The sequence below is a fragment of the Micromonospora parva genome, from assembly GCF_040649675.1.
In the GTDB taxonomy this organism is placed as follows: Bacteria; Actinomycetota; Actinomycetes; order Mycobacteriales; family Micromonosporaceae; genus Micromonospora; species Micromonospora parva.
Window position 1 is genome coordinate 272805 of record NZ_JBEZFX010000008.1, and the last position, 15698, is coordinate 288502.

A 15698-nucleotide genomic window follows, 5' to 3' on the forward strand; every position below is an offset into this window, starting at 1 on the left:
CGAATCAGTGGGACACTCCGATTTCAAGGATTGACCGAAGCCACCTCGGCAGTCAGCTCGATCGCCCAGTCAAGCTGCGGACAGTTGTTGCGACCTTGGCAACGGTCCGGGTCGCGGGCCACCGCTTCCGACCAACCCGCCTCAGGGAATGAGCAGGGCCTTGCCTGGGATCGAGCGCGCCTCCATCGCGCGGTGAGCGTCGGCCGCGGAGGACAGCGGGTACTCGCGTGCGATGACCGGGCGTATCCGCCCTTGCACCGCCTCGGTCAGAGCCCTGCTCGCGAGCTGCACCATCTTCGGCGCCTTGAACTGGACGTCCGCGATGCCGTGTACGTCGACGCCGCGCGCCTGAGCACTCTGCGGGTCCACCGTGGCGAAGGTGCCACTCGCCGCCCCATGGGCCGAGACCCGCCCGCCGTCGGCCACCAGATGAAAGGCGTCGCTGCCCAGATCTCCCCCGACACCGTCCAGCAGCACGTCGACGGACAGACCACCAAGGGCTTCGCGTACCGCGTCGGCCCACCCCTCCGTGGCGTAGTCGACGACAGCGTCGGCGCCGAGCCGTCGTACAAGTGTGAGCTTGTCCGCGCCACGGGCCGCTCCCACGACCTGCGCACCGAGACCGTGGGCGAGCTGAACGAGCAGCGTTCCCATGCCGCCCGCGGCCCCCAGGATCAGCACCCGGTCGCCAGGCTTGACGCCGAGGCTGTCGATGATGCCCATGGCGGTCACACCGTCGTGTGCGAGACCAGCCGCTTCCCGCAGGCCCAGACCGTCGGGGACCGGCACCAGCCGGTCGACGCTGGTCCGAACCAGTTCAGCGTACGAACCCCGCGTCCCGGCACCCGCGACGACCTGGCGGCCGAGCCAGGACGCGGAGACGCCCGGTCCGGTGGAGACGACCGTTCCGGCCGCTGCGCCGCCCGGCACGTACGGCGGGGTGACGCCGAACCTCTCCCCCCAGCCACTGCGGATCTGAGTCTCCACGTAGATCGTGTCCACGGCTTCGGCCCGAACAATGACCTCCCCCTCCCCGGCCTGCGGATCGGGCAGGTCCACCAGGATCAGAACCTCCGGACCCCCGTACGCAGAGACCTGGATCGCACGCACGTATGTCTCCAATCAGCCGCGGTCCGACGGCTAGGAGCCGCCTCGACACGTCGTCTCAGCGACGCTAGGACTTGAACATTGGTTGAGGTCAAGCCAGAGGTTCGGAGATCGATGGCGGAGTTGACCGGGATGTCGGAACCGCGCCGCCACACCCGCGGAGGTGCTCAGGCCGGCACCACAGTCGAATCGCGCCGGACCGGCTGTCTCCGCTGATAGCGTCGAGGCGGCCCGCGCGGTAGTCGGCCACCAGTCGCCCCGCCAGCCGCGCCACGCCGTTCGCCCGGGGCGCCTGCCAAGGTTCGGGGGATTCTGGCCATGTTCGATGGCTTCGACGTGTTCGACATCGAGACGCCGGGCGCGACGATCCACGGCCGCCGAGGTGGAAGCGGGCCGCCCGTTCTGCTGCTGCACGGCATCCCCGAGACGCACCTCATGTGGCACAAGGTCGCGCCACGGCTCGCCGAGAAGTACACAGTCGTCGCCACCGACCTGCGGGGCTGGGGCGACAGCGGCACACCGCCCAGCACGTCGGATCACGAGCCGTACAGCATGCGCGCCATCGCCCGCGACCAGATCGAGATGATGCGGATTCTGGGTTACCAGCAGTTCCGGCTCGTCGGCCATGATCGTGGGGCCCGCTGCGCGTACCGTCTCGCCCTGGACGAACCGGACGCCGTCACCCGACTGGCCGTCATGGACGTGGTACCCATCGGCGACGTCTACAACCGCGCGGACAGGGCGTTCAGCCTCTCCTACTGGGTCTGGTCCTTCCTGGCGGCACCGGCGCCGGTGCCTGAGCAGTTCATCAAGGCAGCGCCCTCAGTGCTCGTCGACTTCATGCTCGACACCTGGCCCGAGGTCAAAGATGCCTTCCCGCCCGAGGTACGGGCGGCGTACGTCAAGCAGTTCAGCGACCCCGCCAAGGCGCACGCGATCTGTGAGGAGTTCCGCGCCGCCGCGACGGTGGACTACCAGCAGGACGAGGCGGACCGGGGCAACCGGAAGATCGCCTGCCCGGTGTTGTTCCTCTGGAGCCAGCGCGGCCAGGTCGCGAAGCTCTACGACGACCCGATGGCGATCTGGCGGGAGTGGGCCGACGACGTGCGCGGCGAGCCGGTGCCGGTCGGGCATTTCATCCCCGAAGAGGCCCCCGACGAGACCAGCCGTCAACTCCTCGACTTCCTGGGCTGACGGCTGCGCGCCCTGCGGACGCCGCAACTGAAGGGCCGCCGGTGCGATCCCACCGGCGCTTGATCCACTCGGGTTCATTGATGTCGGGGTGTCCGGGCGACGTGGTTACCCCGGTTTCCGTGAAGGCGAGTGGATCAAGCGCCCCGACCGCCGGTCACTGCTTGCGGGTGGACTGGAAGGTGGCGAAGGCGATGACGTTGTCGGCGTAGCCGGTGCGCCCGCCGATGAACTGGCCGCCGCAGGTGATCAACCGCAGCCCGGGTGGCCCGTCGTGGCCGTAGATCCGCTCGGCGGGCAGCTGGTCCTTGGGGAAGTGCTCGACGGTGTCGACCCGGAACACCACCACCGACTCGTCCGCCCGGGCCACCTCGATCAGGTCGCCGGGCTTGAGCTTGCCCAGGTCGTAGAAGACCGACGGGCCGGTCTTCGTGTCCACGTGCCCGACGATCACCGCGGGGCCCGGCTCACCGGGGGTGGGCCCGCGGTCGTACCAACCGGTCTCGTTGTGCCGTTCCAACGGTGGTACGGCGATCGAGCCGTCGCGCGCCTGCCCGACCGGTGCCACCGGCGCGGCCACCTTGATCGCCGGCACCGAGAGGCGCACCGGGCGGCTGGCCGACAACCCGACCGACTCGCTGCGGGCCGGCCGGTCACCGCCGGCGGGGGCGAAGTCGAGCGGGCCGACCGAGCGGCCCAGCCCCGCCCCGGTGGCGAAGACCCCGGCCAACACCAGCACCACTGCCAGCGGTATCGACCACGGGCTACGGCCGGAGGGGCGACTACGCCGAGGGGCGACGGCGGTCGGCGGACGGGCTGCCACAGTCGGGCGTTCGGGGCTCAGCGGACTGTCGTCCAGCGGCAGGCGGCGATCGTCGTCGAAGCGGTCGTCCGTCGGCCACCGGTCGTCCCGGGCGCGGCGGTCGTTGACAGGCGAGCGGTCGTCACGCGGGAGCCGGTCGTCCGTCGGCCACCGGTCGTCTCGGGCGCGGCGGTCCTTGGCAGGCGAGCGGTCGTCACGCGCCGGGCGGGGCCCGGAAGAGGGGCGAGGGCTCGACGACGGGCGGGGGCCGGGAGACGGTCGGGGGCCTGGCGGCGGCGAAGCGGGTCGGAAGATCTCCATGGCCGGCTCAGCGCCCAGCGCCACGGACCAGACGTGGGCGACGCAGCGCCACCACGGCGAGGATCAGCCCGGTGATGGTCAGCGCCGCACCGGCGGGCAACAGCAGCTCGCCGGTCATGCCGCCCGCACCGCCACCGAAGCCGGTGGCGGGACCGCGACTGGGCTGGGGGGACGGCGTCTTCTTGACCACCTGGAGCATGGTCGAGGCGGTCTCGCCGTCGCGGCACTCCAGCTTGACCCGGTAGTTGCCGGGGCGGGTGCGCTCGCGCACCATCGGCGCGGCGGTGAGCACCCCGCGCTGCGGCTGCACGCCGACCGCGCCGAAGGCGTCGGAGACCACGGTGGCGCCCACCGAGTTGTCCCGACAACTGGCCCGGATGCCGACCAGATAGCCGGGCTGCACCGTGCTGGGACTGACCTCGACGAAGATGTCCACCGGCGACGGCGGTTGAGGCGCCCCACCGGGCGGGCCACCGGGCGGCCCTTCCGGCTGCCGGGCCGGCGCAGCGCCGGCGGCGAGCTGGAACACGGCAGGAGCGGCGAGGCCGCGTTCCGGCGCGAATGCCGCGAGGACGGGCGCAGGTGCCGCCAGGGCGGGCACGGACGCCGCGAGCGCCGGCACGGACGCCGCGAGCGCGGGCGCGGACGCCGCGAGCGCGGGCGCGGCGGCCAGCAGAGGGCTGGCGAACACGGTCACCAGCGACAGGGTCACGACGCCGCGGGTCAGTCTCACGATGCCCCCTCTCGACGCCGTGCGGCCGGGTCGGGCAGTGGCGCACCCGACCTGCCGTACCAGTTGGATCCTCTCATTTCCGGTCGCACATCACATCCGATCCGCTGGCGGCGTCGCGTAGGCTCGGGACGCTGTGACCGCCACCGACCATTCTCCCGCCGTCCCGCCCCCGAGCCGGACGATCCGCACGTTCCACCCCCGACGGGGTCGGATGAGCGACCGGCAGACCGACGCGCTGAGCCGGCTCTGGCCCGCGTACGGCCTGGATGTGCCGGACGGACCTGTGGTGCCCGTCGACCTGGCCGACCTGTTCGGTCGCCGGGCGCCCGTGGTGCTGGAGATCGGTTCGGGCATGGGCGACAGCACCGCCGCGATGGCCGCCGCCGACCCGGATCGAGATTATCTGGCGGTCGAGGTGCACACGCCGGGAATCGCCAACCTCCTCGACCTGGTGGAACGCGCTGGCCTGCGCAACGTACGGGTGGCACAGGGCGACGCGTTGTCCCTGGTCAGCGGCTTGCCCGAGGATGTGTTGGACGCCGTGCACGTTTTCTTCCCGGACCCGTGGCCGAAGTCCCGCCACCACAAGCGGCGGATCATCCAGCCGACGCACGTGGCGTTGCTGCGGTCACGATTGCGCCCGGGCGGCGTGTTGCACTGCGCGACCGACTGGGCCGAGTACGCCGAGGCGATGAAGGCAACGCTGGACGCCGATCCGGAGCTGGTGGACGCGTACGGCGGCTTCGCGCCGCGTCCGGCGCACCGCCCGGTGACGAAGTTCGAGCGGCGGGCGATCACCGCCGGTCGGCCGGTCGCCGACCTGCTGTACCGCCGGCGGTGACCGACGAAACGCCCTAACCGCATGCGGCGGGGCGTCTGGGCGGGGTCCGGTGCGGGCCCGGTTGGCGTAGCGGGGCATGATCCAGGCACCATGGACAGGCTATGACGCTCACCGCCGCGCTGCCGACAAGCGCCGACCCCGACACCCTCTTCGACGCGTTCGCCGGCTGGGCGAAGGAGCGCGGCCTCGACCTCTACCCGCATCAGGAAGAGGCGGTCATCGAGATCGTCTCCGGCGCCAACCTGATCATGAACACGCCCACCGGCTCGGGCAAGAGCCTGGTGGCGATCGCGGCCCACTTCGCGGCCCTCGCCGACAGCCGCACGACCTTCTACACCGCGCCGATCAAAGCGTTGGTGTCGGAAAAGTTCTTCGCGCTCTGCGAGGTCTTCGGCGCCGAGAACGTCGGGATGCTCACCGGCGACGCCAGCGTCAACGCCGAAGCCCCGATCATCTGCTGCACCGCGGAGATCCTGGCCAACCTGGCGCTGCGCGAGGGCGACCGGGCCGACGTCGGCCAGGTGATCATGGACGAGTTCCACTTCTACGCCGAGCCCGACCGGGGCTGGGCGTGGCAGGTGCCGATCATCGAGCTGCCGCAGGCCCAGTTCATCCTGATGTCCGCCACCCTGGGGGACACCACCCGCTTCGTCGACGACCTGACCCGGCGCACCGGGCGGCCGACCGCCGTCGTGCGCTCGGCCGAGCGGCCGGTCCCGCTCATCTTCTCGTACGCGATGACGCCGCTGCACGAGACGCTCGAGGAGCTGCTGGAGACCAAGCAGGCCCCGGTGTACGTGGTGCACTTCACCCAGGCCGCCGCGCTGGAACGTGCCCAGGCGCTGACCAGCGTCAACGTCGCGACCCGCGCCGAGAAGGACATGATCGCCCAGGCGATCGGCAACTTCCGGTTCACCGCCGGCTTCGGCAAGACGCTCTCCCGGCTGGTCCGGCACGGCATCGGCGTGCACCACGCCGGCATGCTGCCCAAGTACCGCCGCCTGGTGGAGACCCTCGCCCAGGCCGGTCTACTCAAGGTCATCTGCGGGACCGACACCCTCGGCGTCGGCATCAACGTGCCGATCCGCACCGTGCTGTTCACCGGCCTGTCCAAGTACGACGGGGTACGCACCCGACTGCTCAAGAACCGGGAGTTCCACCAGATCGCCGGGCGGGCCGGTCGGGCCGGTTACGACACCATCGGCCGGGTCGTGGTGCAGGCCCCCGAGCACGTCATCGACAACGAGAAGGCCCTCGCCAAAGCCGGCGACGACCCGAAGAAGCGCCGCAAGGTGGTGCGCAAGAAGCCGCCGGAGGGTTCGATCGGCTGGGGTCAGCCCACCTTCGACCGACTTGTCGACGCCGAGCCGGAGCCGCTGACCTCCAGCTTCCAGGTCAGCCACTCGATGCTGCTCAACGTCATCGGCCGGCCCGGTGACGCGTTCGCCGCGATGCGGCACCTGCTCACCGACAACCACGAGGAGCCGGCCGCACAGCGCCGGCACATCCGCCGGGCGATCGCCATCTACCGGGCGCTGCGGGCCGGTGGGGTCGTCGAGGAGCTGCCCGAACCGGACGAGACCGGCCGCCGGATCCGGCTCACCGTCGACCTCCAGCTCGACTTCGCCCTCAACCAGCCGCTCTCCCCCCTCGCCCTGGCCACCATCGAACTGCTCGACGCCGAGTCCCCGTCGTACGCGCTCGACGTGCTCAGCGTGATCGAGTCGATCCTCGACGACCCCCGGCAGATCCTCTCCGCGCAGCAGTTCAAGGCGCGCGGCGAGGCCGTCGCCGCCATGAAGGCCGAGGGCATCGAGTACGAGGCGCGCCTCGAACTGCTCGAGGACGTGACCCACCCGAAGCCTCTGGCCGAGCTGCTGGAGGCCGCGTACGAGATGTACCGGCAGGGGCACCCCTGGGTCGCCGACCACCAGCTCTCCCCCAAGGCCGTGGTCCGCGACATGTACGAGCGGGCCATGACCTTCACCGAGTACGTGCAGTTCTACGGGCTGACCCGCTCGGAGGGCCTGGTCCTGCGCTACCTGGCCGACGCGTACAAGACGCTGCGGCAGACAGTGCCCGAGGACGCCAAGACCGAGGAGCTGATCGACCTCATCGAGTGGTTGGGCGAGTTGGTCCGCCAGGTCGACTCCAGCCTGATCGACGAGTGGGAGCGGCTGCGTAACCCGTCCGACGTGGCCGAGGTGGCCCAGGCGCACGCCGCCCTCGCCGACCGGCCACCGGCGGTGACCCGCAACGCACGGGCGTTCCGGGTGCTGGTGCGCAACGCGCTGTTCCGCCGCGTCGAGCTGGCCGCGCTGCGCCGCTGGGACCTGCTCGCCGAGTTGGACGCCGAGGACGGCTGGGACTACGACGCCTGGGCCGACGCTCTCGGGCCGTACTTCGAGGCGTACGACTCGATCGGGGTCGGGCCGGACGCCCGCGGCCCGGCGCTGCTCATGATCGAGCAGGGCCGGGAGCGGTGGACCGTACGGCAGATCTTCGACGACCCGGACGGTGACCACGACTGGGGCATCAGCGCCGAGGTCGACCTGGCCGCCTCGGACGAGATCGGTGCGGCGGTCGTCCGGATCACCGACGTCGGCCAGCTCTAACAGGCGTCTCGGCAGGGGGTCGTCCGCACGCCGGACGGCCCCCTTTGTCGCGTTTTCCGCACCCCTTCTTTCGCTGGGCGATGTCAGACCCGTCGATTAGAATGTATGTACTAATCGAGTTCCTGACCTGCAGGATTACGATCGGGAGGACGCCCGTGACCGCGCCCGCCGCCACGCCCCTCACCCCCTACGCCACGTTGCTCGGCTTCACCCGCTACGTCGACCGCACCGGCCCCACCAAGGCGACCTTCGTGGGCGGTCTGCGTAAGCAGCGAGCCAGCCGGTCCGGCTTCAACCCGCACGGGCAGTTCGTCAAGGCACTCAAGGCCGACATCGCCTTCCACACCGGCGGCACCCACCTGACCGGGGTGGTCGACGTGGTCAAGCCTCGCTGGCGCCCGCTCTACCAGGCGCTCGTTCCCGGCGCCACGGCCTGGCTGCACTCCCTCGGCGAGCCGGCCGCCGTCGACCTCGCCCAGACCCGCGACGCCCTGGCCATGCTGGGCGACCTACCCGTCAAGATCAACCCCCATTTCGGTGTACGCCACGCCGACGGCCGCGCCGAAGCGGTCCGCCTGCACTTCGACGAGACCCCGCCGAGCGAGGAATCGGTGCTGGCCACCCTGCACCTGATGGCCCGCCACATGGACGCGGTGCTCCCGCACGCCGAGCCGGTCCTGGTGGATGTCCGCCGTGGCCAGGCCCACCAAATGCCCACCGACGCCAAGCCCGAGCAGATCGAACGCTGGCTGGCCGGCGAAGCCGCCGCCTTCCGCGCCATCTGGTCCACCGCCGCCTAACCCGCCCACACCCCCACCCCCACCCCGCCGCCGTCGCCGCCATCAAGATCCGCGCAACTTCAGGGATGCTGCTGCCTCCCACGATCGGGAAGCAGCAAGAACTCTGACGTTGCGCGGATCTTGTACGTCCGGCCCCACGTGAGGGTTATCCACAGGGGCTGTCGGCGGGCGTACCCGGCCGGCAGGGTGTCTTCATGCCTGCTTCTCCACGGCGTCCGGCAAGGTTGCAGGGGCGTGTCTTCCGCGGCTCCCGCGCCGTCGCGGACGGACTCATCACCCCTGCGGAACTGCGCAGCTCGGCGTGGCGGCCCCTCTTCCGCGACGTCTACGCGGATGCCCGACTGGAGGTCACGCACCGCGCTCGTTGTGCCGCGGCGGCACAACTGGTGCTACCCCCGGGTGTGGTGATCGCCGGGCGCAGCGCGGCAACGCTCTACGGCGCAGCGTCGGTCGCCGGCAACGAGCCGGTCGATGTCCTCGTGCCCAGCGGCCAGCGGTTCGGACCGGTGTCGGGCCTCGCCGTCCACGTCGGCACGATCGACGGGGCCGACGTCACGCTACGCCGGGGCATCCCGATGACCACGCCGACGCGTACCTGCTGGGATCTGGCCCAGTGGCTGCCGACGGAGGAGGCCGTCGCGATCGTGGATCGGCTCGCCCACAACCATCTGGTGGCACTCGCATCGTTGCGGGCAAACGCCCGGGCGCGGGTCGGCGACCGAGGGTGGAAGCGCATGGTGCGGGTGGCCGCCCTGGCTGACGCGGGCGCGGAATCGGCACCGGAGTCCCGACTTCGCGTGCGGATCGTGCTCGCCGGGGTGCCGACGCCGGTCACCCAGTTCGTGGTCGAGCGCGAGGGGAGATTCGTGGCCCGCCTGGACCTGGCGTGGCCACACCTCAAGGTCGCCGTCGAGTACGACGGACTGTGGCACGACGATCCCGAGCAGTTTCACCGCGATCGACGTCGCCTCAACCGCCTGCTCGGTGACAACTGGATCGTGCTGCACGTGACCGCGAAACGATTCCGGGAGGACTTCGACGGCTTCCTCGAGGAACTCCGTCAAGCCCTCAACTCCCGATCCCGCTGACCCCGACGGGCCCCCGACCCCAAGATCCGAACAACTTCCGGGTTACTGCTGCTTCTGCGGCTTGGGAGGCAGCAGTTTCCCGGTAGTTGCGCGGATCTTGGGGTTCGTTCGCGACGGTGCCGGCGGGGTCAGGCGGCGGGGAGGTACTTGGCCAGGTCGTCGAGGATCTTGTTGGCGGCGCCGACGCCGATGCCGGTCATCCAGACCTCGTCGGAGACGGGGTACGCCTTGCCGGCCTTGACGGCGCCCAGGCCCTTCCAGAGGGTTCCGCCAGCCACCTTGCTCTGCTCGGCGGCGGCCTTGTCGCCGTACGCGGTCACGAAGATGACGTCACCGTCGACTTCGCTGATCCGCTCGGGGCTGACCAGGTCGAAGCGCTTGTCCTCCTTGTTGGCGAGCATCTGCCGCTCGGGGCGGCCGAGGCCGGTGTCGCCGATGACGATGCCAGAGAACGAGTCCGGGCCGTACACCCGGATGTTGCCGGGCAGGAACCGCACGATCGACACCTTGCGCGCGGCGGGGTCGCCGAGGGTGGCACCGAAGTCCTTGGCCCGCTTCTCGTACGCGCCGAGCAGGTCCTTGGCCTGCTGCTCGCGGCCGAGCGCCTTGCCGTCGAGGAGGAGGTTCTCCTTCCAGGTGATGCCCACCTTGTCGGTGAACACTGTCGGCGCGATGGCGGCCAGTTCGTCGTAGAACTTCTCCTGGCGGAACTTGCTGCCCAGGATGAGGTCCGGCTTCAGTGCGTTGATCGCCTCCAGGTCGGGCTCGGTGAGCACCCCGACCTCCTTGATGCCGGCGAGCTTGTCCGCGCCGAAGTAGGTCGGCCAGCTCTTGGCCTCACCGGCGGTGGCGGCACCGACGGGCGTGATGCCCAGTGAGAGCGCCGTGTCGATCTTGTCGGTGTCGAGCACGACCACCCGCTTGGGCTCCGCCGGGACCTTGGTGGTGCCCATGGCGTGGGTGATCTCCCGGGTCTCCCCGGTGGTGGTGCCGGCGACCGGGTCGCTCTCACCGCAGGCGGTGAGTCCGACGCCGAGGGCGGCGGCCGCGGCGAGAGCGGCGACGAGACGACGCATCAGAGTCCTTTCGAGGGGTACGAGCCGGCGAGCGGAATCGCTGCGTCGGCGGGGGTGACCGGGCTGGCGGAGTTGCCACCGGTGTACGCGGGCACCACCAGGGGTGCGCCGGTCACCGGGCAGGGCACGACCACACAGGCCAGCCCGAAGACGTCGCGGACCAGGTCGGCGGTGAGGATCTCCCGGGGCGGTCCGGCGGCCACCACGGCGCCGGCGCGCATCGCGACCAGGTGGTCGGCGTAGCGGGCGGCCTGGTTCAGGTCGTGCAGCACGGCGACCACGGTGCGGCCCCGCTCGGCGCGCAGCCGGTGCAGCAGGTCCAGCACCTCCACCTGGTGGGCCAGGTCGAGGAAGGTGGTCGGCTCGTCCAGCAGCAGGGCGTCGGTGTCCTGGGCGAGGGTCATGGCGATCCAGACCCGTTGCCGCTGACCGCCAGAGAGGCTGTCCACCGGTCGGTCGGCCAGGTCGGTCACGTCGGCGAGGGCCATCGCGTGGTCCACCGCCGCGCCGTCCTCCGACGACCACTGCCGCCACCACCGCTGGTAGGGCTGCCTGCCCCGCCCGACCAGGTCCGCCACTGTGACGCCCTCGGGCACCAGCGGGCTCTGCGGCAGGACGCCGAGGCGGCGGGCGACCTCCCGGGTCGGCAGGTCGCGGATCGCGGTGCCGTCCAGCAGCACCGTGCCCCGGCGGGGGTTGAGCAGCCGGGCCATCGTGCGCAGCAGGGTGGACTTGCCGCACGCGTTGGGGCCGACGATGACGGTGAACGCGTCGGTCGGCAGGTCCAGGTCGAGCCCGTCGAGCACGGTCCGGTCGTCGTAGCCGGCGACCAGGTCGCGGGTAGAGAGCATCACACGACTCCTCGAGGCGTCACGACGACCGCCGCCGACCACGCAGCAGCAGGAAGATCAGGTACGGGCCACCGATCGCGGCGGTCAGCACCCCGGCGGGCAGTTGGGTGGGTGCGAACAGCCGCCGGCCGGCCAGGTCGGCCAGCACCAGCAGGAGCGCGCCGAGCAGGGCCGCGCAGACCAGCGGCGGCCGTTCGGCGCGTACCAGCCGGCGGGCCACCTGCGGGGCGACCAGCGCCACGAAGTCCACGGCCCCGACCTGGGCGGTGACCATCGCGGCGACGAGCACACCGGTGCCGGCGAGACCGATCCGGCGGGCCACCGGGCGCAGCCCGACGCCCCGGGCGGTGTCGTCGTCGAGGGCGGTGCTGTTCAGCGCCCACCCGGCCCAGGCCAGCACCGGCAGCAGCACCAGCAGGGTGCCGGCGATCCAGGCGGCCTCGGTCCAGCCCTTGCCGGCCAGGGTGCCGATCAGCCAGATCTGCGCGCGCAGCCCGTCGATCGGGTCGGCGGTGAGCATGACCACCTCGGTGAGCGCCCGGAAGCCGAACGCGACCGCCACGCCGGCGAGCACGAACCGCTGTGCCGCCAGCCCGTGCCGGGCGCCGAGGGCGAACAGCAGCGCCGCCGCGAGCAGCCCACCCACCAGCGCGGTGGGCGCCACCAGCACGGCGGCCATTCCGCTGGTCAGGGCCACGGTCGCGGCGAGACCGGCACCCTGGGTGATGCCGATGACGTCCGGGCTGGCGAGCGGGTTGCGGGCCACGCTCTGGATCAACGTGCCAGCCACGCCGAAGGCGGCGCCGGCCACGGCGGCCAGCACGACGCGCGGCAGCCGAAGGTCGAAGACCACGAGGTCGTACGGGGTGCCGGCCCCGGAGAGGGCACGCAGCACGTCGGCCGGGGCGACGTACGGGGTGCCCAGCGAGAGACTGAGCACCACGGCCAGCAGGAGCAGCACGGTCAGCACGGCGGCCACCAGGACCGCGCGACGGCGGATCAGCAGGCTGACCGGGCCGATCCGCAGCAGCGACCGCCCGGCCAGCCGGATCGACTCACCGGACGGCACGGCGGTGCTCGACAGGCCGGCGGCACCGGGCGAGGCGGAGGCAGCGGCGGGCGAGCCGGCGGCGGAGGCGGCGGACGAGGCGGCGGCGTCAGACGCGTCGGAGGGGCCGGAGGTGCGCTGGGTGGTGGTCACGCGGTCACCACCCGGGCGCGACGGACCAGCACGGCCAGCAGTGGCGCACCGATCAGCGCGGTGACGATCCCGGCCGGGATCTCGCCGGGTGGGGCGACGAGCCGACCGACGATGTCGGCGGCGAGCAGCAGCGCCGGCCCGAGCAGGGCGGAGACGGCCAGGGTCCAGCGGTGGTCCGCGCCGACCAGGGCGCGCGCCAGGTGCGGCACGGCCAGCCCGACGAACGCGACCGGGCCGGCAGCGGCCACCGCCGCACCGGTCAGCAGCACGGCGGCGAGGCCACCGCCGAGGCGGACCAGGCCGATCCGGTGGCCGAGTCCACGGGCCACGTCGTCGCCGAGGGCCAGCGCGTCCAGACCGCGGGCCACCAGGGCGGCCAGGACCAACCCGACGAGGACGAACGGCAGCACCTGCGCGGTGACCGACAGGTCCCGGCCGGACAGCCCGCCGACCACCCAGAAGCGGTACTCCTCGAAGGTGCGGGCGTCGATGCTGAGCAGGGCGTACACCCCGGAGGCCAGGCTGGCGTCGAGCGCCGCGCCGACCAGCGCGAGGGTGACCGGGCTGGCGCCCTCGCGGGCGCGGGTGGCGATGGCGAAGACCAACAGCCCGGCGATCAGGGCTCCGGCGATGCCGAACCAGACGTACCCGGCGAGCGTGCCGACGCCGAAGACGGAGATCGCCAGGACCACCCCGAACGACGCGCCAGCGCTGATGCCCAGGATGCGCGGCTCGGCGAGGGGGTTGCGGGTGAGCGCCTGGAACAGCACCCCCGCCACGGCGAGCGCGAGGCCGACGGCGAGGCCGAGCGCGGTCCGTGGCATCCGCAGCTCACGGACGATGGTGCTGGCGTCGCCGCCGTCGGGTGCGACGAGCGCGTGCCAGACCTGGTCGACGCCGAGTTGTCGGCTGCCGAGCGCGAAGCTGGCCAGCACGGTGAGCAGCAGCACCAGCGCGGCCCCGACGGTGACGGCCACCCGGCGGCCGGTACGGGTGCCGGACCGGTTGCGGGCCGGGGTCGGCCGGGTGGCGAGGGTGGTCACGAGTCTCCTGCACGTTCACGCTTAGGTTCGCCTAACCTTAGCCGAGCTGCAGAAAGAGGCCTAACCGGCGTCTGTCGATGCCGTCGGGGCTCCCCCGGCCCCGCCCGCCGCGCCACCGTCACCGGCCGCCGCGCCACCGCGCGGCAACACGTTCAGCGGTCGCATCATCTCGTTGTCCTCGTGCTCCAGCAGGTGGCAGTGCCAGGCGTACCGACCCGGCAGGTCGAAGTGCGCCTTGATCCGGGTCACCTCCCACGGGTACGCGAGCACCGTGTCCATCCACCCCCGGTCCGCCGGGCCCGGCTGCACCCTGCCCGAGTGTCCCCGGCCGAGCAGCTCGAACTGGACCTGGTGCAGGTGGACCGGGTGCACGTGCCGGGTGAAGTTGCGCACCTCCCAGACCTCGGTGTCGCCGAGGGTGGGCTGTTCGGTCACCGGATCGCTCCAGCGCAACGGCAGACCCCGGCCGCGCTCGTCGAGGACGCCGAGCAGCATCACCGTCGACCCGCCGGACCCGCGCTCGTTGAGCGACAGCCGGCGTACCCGCTGGGCCGCTCCGAGCCGAGGGTGCGCCGGCAGCCGTAGCTGTTCCGGTGGGACGCTGGGATCCGCGCCGGCGGCGTCGGTGACCACGAACCGCAGCACCTGCCCGGTGGTCTGCGGGTCGGCCGGCGGGAAGTCCACCCCGGGGCGACCGCCGGCGTACATCCCGTCCGGCCCTTCGTTCACGAGGTACAGCTCGGTGCCGGCCGGGACGTCGGTGAAGTCGACGATCGCGTCGACCCGCTGGGCGGGGCCGAGTGACACGCGTTCGTGCGCCACCGGCTCCGGCAGGAAGCCGCCGTCGCTGCCGATCTGCCAGACCGGCAGCACCGGCCGGGCCGGCCGGGCGGTGGCGTTCGCGGCCACGCTGAGCAGCAGGAAACGGCTGTTGCAGCCGTTGAGCAGCCGGAACCGGTAGCGCCGGCGCCGCACTGTCAGCGTGGGCCAGGTGCGGCCGTTGACCACGATGGTGGAGCCGGAGAACCCGGGCACGGACACTGGCGGCCCGTCGCCGTTGCCGGAGTACCGCTTCGGGTATTGCAGGTCGCCGTCGGCGGTGAAGCTGCGGTCCTGGATCATCAGCGGGATGTCGTGGTACGAGGCGGTCGGCGGGTCGTCGCGGGTCGGCGCCGGGCCGGGCAGCACTTCCTCCGGCAGCTCGTCCCCGCCGAGCAGGTAGAACCCGGCGGGCCCGGCGTAGACGTTCTCGCGGGTGAGCCCGAGCGTGTGGTCGTGGTACCAGAGGGTGCACGGGCGCTGGTCGTTCGCGTACTCGAAGGTGGCCGAGCCCGGCGTCCAGCGCAGCCCGGACCGTTCGGCGAACCGGGACCGGAACTCGCGGTACGCGCTGCCGGACACGGCGAAGTCCGGCGGCAGGTCGCGGGCCGTCGGCAGGTACCACGCCTCCGCGTGCCCGTCGCTCTCCTGGGCGCTGTGCGCGCCGTGCAGATGCACCACCTGCGGCACCGGTCCGCGATACCCCTGCGGGCTGCCGTCCCACCGCCCGTGACGGTCCCGGTGCTCGATGCCACCGGCCGGGTTGGCCCAGTGCACTGTGGGGTCCACCGGCAGCAGGTGCGGCAGGTAGTCGCCCCGGTCGTCGACGAGCTGGTTGACCCAGGTCACCCGCACCGGCCGGCCGACCCGGGCCATGATGGTGGGCGCCGGGTAGCCGAAGCTGCCGGGGTGGGCGGTGGAGCCGTAGCCCCACACTGTGGTGCGCGGCCACGGGGGCGGCAGGATCTGCTGGCGGAACTGTCGTACCGCGATCTCGTAGGTGTCGCGCTCGGGATCGGGCGCCACCGTCGGCATCGCCGGGGGGATCCGCAGCGGCGTGACGTACTTCGGGATGTCACGGGCGTCCAGCGACGCTGCCGCGGCGAGCGCCCGGCCCGATGCCGGCCAGCCCGCCGGGATCAGCGCCGCCGCGCCGCCGGTGGCACCGGCCACGAGCAGCCCACGTCTGGTGACCATGCCGCACCTCCCA

The 15698-nt window shown here is 72.0% G+C and carries 13 protein-coding genes; 5 read left to right on the forward strand and 8 right to left on the reverse strand.

The window, feature by feature from the left end:
- Positions 1–141: 141 nt before the first annotated feature.
- Positions 142–1110 carry a zinc-binding dehydrogenase gene (locus tag AB0C03_RS21720; RefSeq protein ID WP_210865526.1) on the reverse strand — a complete coding sequence of 323 codons (969 nt, stop codon included), beginning with the start codon at positions 1108–1110 and terminating at the stop codon, positions 142–144.
- Positions 1111–1425: 315 nt separating this feature from the next.
- Here AB0C03_RS21720 and AB0C03_RS21725 point away from each other — a divergent pair, with 315 nt between their 5' ends.
- Positions 1426–2301 (forward strand): alpha/beta fold hydrolase, encoded by an 876-nt coding sequence (locus tag AB0C03_RS21725; RefSeq protein ID WP_357638571.1) that lies wholly within the window; start codon positions 1426–1428, stop codon positions 2299–2301.
- 154 nt (positions 2302–2455) lie between these two features.
- On the opposite strand, the gene AB0C03_RS21730 is transcribed toward AB0C03_RS21725, so the two are convergent.
- Together AB0C03_RS21730 and AB0C03_RS21735 are read right to left on the reverse strand one after the other, a co-directional pair.
- A complete protein-coding gene (locus AB0C03_RS21730) occupies positions 2456–3121 on the reverse strand; it encodes a class F sortase (RefSeq protein WP_307857808.1) in 666 nt (221 codons plus the stop codon).
- 307 nt (positions 3122–3428) lie between these two features.
- Complete coding sequence (locus tag AB0C03_RS21735) at positions 3429–4157, reverse strand: hypothetical protein (protein WP_435823378.1); 729 nt, start codon at positions 4155–4157, stop codon at positions 3429–3431.
- A gap of 130 nt (positions 4158–4287) precedes the next feature.
- Here AB0C03_RS21735 and trmB point away from each other — a divergent pair, with 130 nt between their 5' ends.
- From trmB to AB0C03_RS21755, 4 genes are all read left to right on the forward strand, one after another.
- On the forward strand, positions 4288–4995 hold the full coding sequence (gene trmB / locus AB0C03_RS21740; RefSeq protein WP_030335080.1) for a tRNA (guanosine(46)-N7)-methyltransferase TrmB: 708 nt from the start codon (positions 4288–4290) through the stop codon (positions 4993–4995).
- Between the two features lie 101 nt (positions 4996–5096).
- Positions 5097–7610: a DEAD/DEAH box helicase gene (locus AB0C03_RS21745; RefSeq protein ID WP_357638576.1), complete on the forward strand. Its 2514-nt coding sequence runs from the start codon at positions 5097–5099 to the stop codon at positions 7608–7610.
- A gap of 155 nt (positions 7611–7765) precedes the next feature.
- Entirely contained in the window at positions 7766–8410 is a 645-nt protein-coding gene (locus AB0C03_RS21750) for a hypothetical protein (protein WP_357638578.1), read from the forward strand.
- Between the two features lie 194 nt (positions 8411–8604).
- Complete coding sequence (locus tag AB0C03_RS21755) at positions 8605–9498, forward strand: putative endonuclease domain-containing protein (protein ID WP_357638580.1); 894 nt, start codon at positions 8605–8607, stop codon at positions 9496–9498.
- A 128-nt stretch (positions 9499–9626) separates the two neighbouring features.
- Here the strand turns inward: AB0C03_RS21755 and AB0C03_RS21760 are convergent, their stop codons facing one another.
- The 5 genes from AB0C03_RS21760 to AB0C03_RS21780 are packed head-to-tail and all read right to left on the reverse strand — an operon-like array spanning position 9627 to position 15685.
- Positions 9627–10574 carry an ABC transporter substrate-binding protein gene (locus tag AB0C03_RS21760; RefSeq protein WP_030335085.1) on the reverse strand — a complete coding sequence of 316 codons (948 nt, stop codon included), beginning with the start codon at positions 10572–10574 and terminating at the stop codon, positions 9627–9629.
- The gene (locus AB0C03_RS21765) at positions 10574–11425 is read right to left on the reverse strand and encodes an ABC transporter ATP-binding protein (RefSeq protein ID WP_357638582.1); all 852 of its coding nucleotides are present in this window, start codon (positions 11423–11425) and stop codon (positions 10574–10576) included. Before AB0C03_RS21765 ends, AB0C03_RS21760 begins: the two co-directional genes overlap by 1 nt.
- A 19-nt stretch (positions 11426–11444) precedes the next feature.
- Entirely contained in the window at positions 11445–12626 is a 1182-nt protein-coding gene (locus AB0C03_RS21770; RefSeq protein WP_357638584.1) for a FecCD family ABC transporter permease, read from the reverse strand.
- Positions 12623–13669, reverse strand: coding sequence for a FecCD family ABC transporter permease (locus tag AB0C03_RS21775; RefSeq protein WP_030335090.1), 1047 nt, complete (start codon positions 13667–13669; stop codon positions 12623–12625). The genes AB0C03_RS21770 and AB0C03_RS21775 overlap by 4 nt, the downstream gene beginning before the upstream one ends.
- Positions 13670–13729: 60 nt before the next feature.
- Positions 13730–15685 carry a multicopper oxidase family protein gene (locus AB0C03_RS21780; RefSeq protein ID WP_357638587.1) on the reverse strand — a complete coding sequence of 652 codons (1956 nt, stop codon included), beginning with the start codon at positions 15683–15685 and terminating at the stop codon, positions 13730–13732.
- Between the last annotated feature and the right edge of the window lie 13 nt (positions 15686–15698).

What these genes read in the sequence shown, in the direction of transcription:
- AB0C03_RS21765 (WP_357638582.1), bottom strand. Translation starts at nt 11,425, where the DNA reads ATGCTCTCTACCCGCGACCTGGTCGCCGGCTACGACGACCGGACCGTG.
- AB0C03_RS21780 (WP_357638587.1), bottom strand. Translation starts at nt 15,685, where the DNA reads ATGGTCACCAGACGTGGGCTGCTCGTGGCCGGTGCCACCGGCGGCGCG.
- AB0C03_RS21745 (WP_357638576.1), top strand. Translation starts at nt 5,097, where the DNA reads ATGACGCTCACCGCCGCGCTGCCGACAAGCGCCGACCCCGACACCCTC.
- AB0C03_RS21725 (WP_357638571.1), top strand. Translation starts at nt 1,426, where the DNA reads ATGTTCGATGGCTTCGACGTGTTCGACATCGAGACGCCGGGCGCGACG.
- AB0C03_RS21760 (WP_030335085.1), bottom strand. Translation starts at nt 10,574, where the DNA reads ATGCGTCGTCTCGTCGCCGCTCTCGCCGCGGCCGCCGCCCTCGGCGTC.
- AB0C03_RS21755 (WP_357638580.1), top strand. Translation starts at nt 8,605, where the DNA reads ATGCCTGCTTCTCCACGGCGTCCGGCAAGGTTGCAGGGGCGTGTCTTC.